The sequence below is a fragment of the Bacillus haynesii genome (genome assembly GCF_001969855.1).
In the GTDB taxonomy this organism is placed as follows: domain Bacteria; phylum Bacillota; class Bacilli; order Bacillales; family Bacillaceae; genus Bacillus; species Bacillus haynesii.
The window spans coordinates 1-3,553 of sequence record NZ_MRBL01000050.1 but is presented as its reverse complement, the minus strand read 5'-3'; the positions used below and the strand labels follow the sequence as shown (position 1 = coordinate 3,553).

The window sequence follows — 3,553 nt, the reverse complement described above, 5'->3', positions numbered from 1 at the left end:
GCTTTGTTCTGTCCCGCTCCAGATCACGCCGTTAATCATCGTCTTTGAAATGCTGACGTTCTCAAAATCGCTGATGAAAAGAAGGTCCGCGTCATAACCCGGGGCGACCGCTCCCTTCGTCTTTAACCCGAAGCATTCCGCTGCATTCAGGCTGCCCATTTGATATGCAAGAAACGGGTCAAGTCCCTCTTGAATGGCAAGCTTGACCTGGTGGTTAATGCTTCCTTCATCGACCAGTTCATCCAAGTGCTTATCATCCGTACAGAAAAAGAAGCGTCGCGCATTTTTCTCGTTGACCGCAGGCAAAACATGACGCGTATTCTTTGCCGCAGACCCTTCTCTCAGCATGACGTACATTCCTCTTCTGACCCGCTCAAGCGCCTCTTCAGGTGTTGTGACCTCATGGTCTGTAAGCACGCCCGCCGCTCTGTAGACATTGACAAACCCGGCTGACAAGCCGGCCAGATGTCCGTCGATCCGCTTGCCCGCTTGATGGGCATCCATGAGCTTTTGCACCATATCCGGCTCTCCCGCTTCAACGGCCACATAATCCATCACTTCCGCAAGCCCGAGCACCTCTTCGCGGCTGTAAAAAGGATGTAAATCCGCAGCGTTCAAAACTGCACCCGATTTTTCAAATGGTGCCGCAGGTACACAAGAAGGGAGCATAAAATGAATGTTCAGTCTGGTCATTTCAGCCTGCTCCAACATGAACTCAAGGCCCTTCACACCTGAGACATTCGCGATTTCGTGAGGATCGGTAACAACGGTTGTCACACCGTGGGGAATCACAGCTTTGGCAAATTCGGGCGGCGTCACCATTGAAGACTCAATATGGACATGACCGTCGATAAAGCCGGGAACGATCATTTGTCCTTCAGCATCAATCGTATTCTCCCCCTCATAATCGCCCAAACCGACGATGGCCCCGTCTGTGATGGCTATGTCAGTCTCCAACCATTCCTGATTAAAAACATCCATGACCTTTCCGTTTTTAATTACAGTATCCGCTTTTTTGCGATGACTGGCAGCGTCAAGCCGGCGAATGAACATCTCTTTGTCCAAAGGTATATGTCCCCTCTCTTTTTTATATGTATATGGTTCAATATCGTAGCCGAATCGCTTGGAACAGTCAATGAAAAGATCAAAAAACCGCGGGCTGTGGGGTACCCGCGGCTGATCGATGGCATTTTAATGTTGAAAGACTTTCTTTTCAAATCTCTCAATGTCAGGATTTGAGCCGATGACGATTAAAATATCGTCCTTCTGAATCTCTTCAGTGGCAAGCGGAGATACGATGACTTCTTTCCCCCGCTTGATCGCGACGATATTAATTCCGTATCTGGCCCGGATATCAAGATCAAGCAGTGTATTTCCGGCCAGTTTGCCGTTCGCTGCGATTTCGACAAGGCTGTGTTCATCAGAAAGTTCAAGATAATCAAGCACATTGTTGGAGACGATGTTGTGGGCGATCCTTTTTCCCATTTCACGCTCCGGATGAACGATCCGGTCCGCCCCGATTTTGGATAATACTTTTTCATGATAATCGTTTTGAGCTTTTACAGTAATCATTTTCACACCAAGCTCTTTCAAGATCAGCGTTGTCAAAATGCTCGCTTGAATGTTCTCCCCGATCGCTACAATAACGTGATCAAAATTGCGCAGTCCAAGGTTTTTCAGCACAGATTCGTCTGTTGTGTCTCCTATCACAGCGTGTGAAGCAATTTTGGCGTATTCGTTTACGCGATCTTCATCTCTGTCGATCGCCATTACTTCAAGCCCTTCTTCACTCAATGCTTTGCAAATGCTGCCGCCGAACCGGCCGAGTCCAATTACTGCAAATTCTTTTTTCATCGGTAATTCCTCCATGGGTCAATCTTGAACAAATTCTATCATATGAAGTGGAATTTTTCCTCTTTTATTTTATAGTTGCGCGGCTGCAGCATCCTTGCTGAATGTCGTTCTCTTCGGATGCCGTACCTTTGTCGATCGGAAGCAAAATGTGGAATGTGCTTCCCTCGCCCAATTCGCTGTCGATTTTCATTTCTCCGTTGTGAGCGCCGATGATATTCAGGCAAATCGTCAGCCCAAGACCTGTCCCTTCTTCTTTCGTTGAGAAGAAAGGCTCCCCGAGCTTTGCCAAATCGGCTTGGGAAATGCCGCCGCCTTCGTCTTTGATGCTGACTTTCACATAGTCCCCTTCCGCCTTTGAGGAAATCGTGATTTTCCCGCCGTCAGGCATCGCTTCTATCCCGTTTTTAATTAAATTGATGAATACCTGTTTGATTTGATTTTCATCACCGTTTATTTCCCACTCTTCCCCGTGCTGAAACGCTTTTTCGATCTTAATGTAGGAAAGCACGGCGTTGGTCTCTAGAAGCGTTGCCACCTGCTGAAGAACCGAATTGATTTTGATCTTTTTAAATTGAACCTGGTGCGGTTTGGCCAGTACAAGCAGTTCTCCGAGCACAGAATCGATTCGTTTAATCTCAGAGAAAATGATGTCAAAGTAATCTTTCCGGTCAGGGTATTCCGCTTTCATCAGCTGCAAAAATCCGTTTACAGAGGTCAGCGGGTTCCTGACTTCGTGAGCGATTCCCGCGGCGAGCTGTCCGGCCATCGCCAGCTTCTGAGACTGCATGGCCAGCCGCTGATTCGACTTGAACAGTTCCATCTCCGCTTTTTTCCGTTCTGTCACATCAGTCAGCGTTCCCAAGCTGCCCGTAAATTGACCGTTTTTATAATAAAGTTTATAGTGAACTTCACCCCAGAACTTGCTCCCGTCTTTGCGATGGTAGAGCACCTCGATCCTTCCTTCCGGCTCCTTGTTCTTCAGCTGGGCGATCAGGTGATTCGAAATCCGCTCTTCATGATCGAAATAATCGTTGTACATCGTTCCAAGGCTCTGTTCAACACTGTATCCGGTCAAGGATGTCCACGCCTGATTCAAAAATGTTATATATCCTATTCGGTCCGTCTGAAAGACGATTTCCTGAAGGTTATCCATGATACGGTTGGTTTCTGAGGAAAGCTCTTTATATTTCTTTTCGCTTTCCTTCAATTTATAGACAAGCTGATTTGACTCATCGATATAAAGCGTGAGCCACCAAACGCTGATTAATGTCACCAGCGTAAACAGCAGATCAACCGTCCAATTGATTTTATTTCCCAACACCCCATAGAACAAAAAATTCCAAAACATGATAAAAGTCATTGCCAGCACGGTTGCAATGATTCGTCCTTGATATCTTTTCATACCCCCACCTGCCACTTGTATTTCTCAGTCAATTGTAACATTCTTTACACCACATTTGAGAGGATTGTTCGAAGTATTTATCGTCTCTATGGCTGAATTTTTCAGTGACGGCGGTTTTATCGGCTGCCGGCGCAAGAAAAAACCCTTCTGATGAAGGGCGTCGAATCTTATGCTTTCACTCCGTTTAAGGCAGCTTTGATTTCTCCCAAAAGCAATTCGGCCCCTTCAGGACTCAGCGTAATTTTTCCATTTCCATACTCGCGGTTTTCAGAAGTGATTTCACCGGTCATCAGGCAC

The 3,553-nt window shown here is 46.7% G+C and carries 3 protein-coding genes and 1 pseudogene; all 4 read right to left on the bottom strand.

Annotated elements, in window-relative coordinates; all coding sequences use genetic code 11:
- A partial coding sequence (ade, locus tag BTA31_RS22105; RefSeq protein WP_422109668.1) for an adenine deaminase occupies nucleotides 1-1,053 on the bottom strand: 1,053 nt, incomplete at its 3' end.
- A 138-nt stretch (nucleotides 1,054-1,191) separates the two neighbouring features.
- A complete protein-coding gene (locus tag BTA31_RS22100; protein WP_020451237.1) occupies nucleotides 1,192-1,854 on the bottom strand; it encodes a potassium channel family protein in 663 nt (220 codons plus the stop codon).
- A gap of 64 nt (nucleotides 1,855-1,918) precedes the next feature.
- Nucleotides 1,919-3,256 carry an ATP-binding protein gene (locus BTA31_RS22095; RefSeq protein ID WP_076794259.1) on the bottom strand — a complete coding sequence of 446 codons (1,338 nt, stop codon included), beginning with the start codon at nucleotides 3,254-3,256 and terminating at the stop codon, nucleotides 1,919-1,921.
- 167 nt (nucleotides 3,257-3,423) lie between these two features.
- Nucleotides 3,424-3,553, bottom strand: a pseudogene (locus BTA31_RS22090) (AbrB family transcriptional regulator); the annotation flags it as partial.

Coding starts and splice junctions, on each gene's coding strand:
- BTA31_RS22100 (WP_020451237.1), bottom strand. CDS start 1,854: ATGAAAAAAGAATTTGCAGTAATTGGACTCGGCCGGTTCGGCGGCAGC.
- BTA31_RS22095 (WP_076794259.1), bottom strand. CDS start 3,256: ATGAAAAGATATCAAGGACGAATCATTGCAACCGTGCTGGCAATGACT.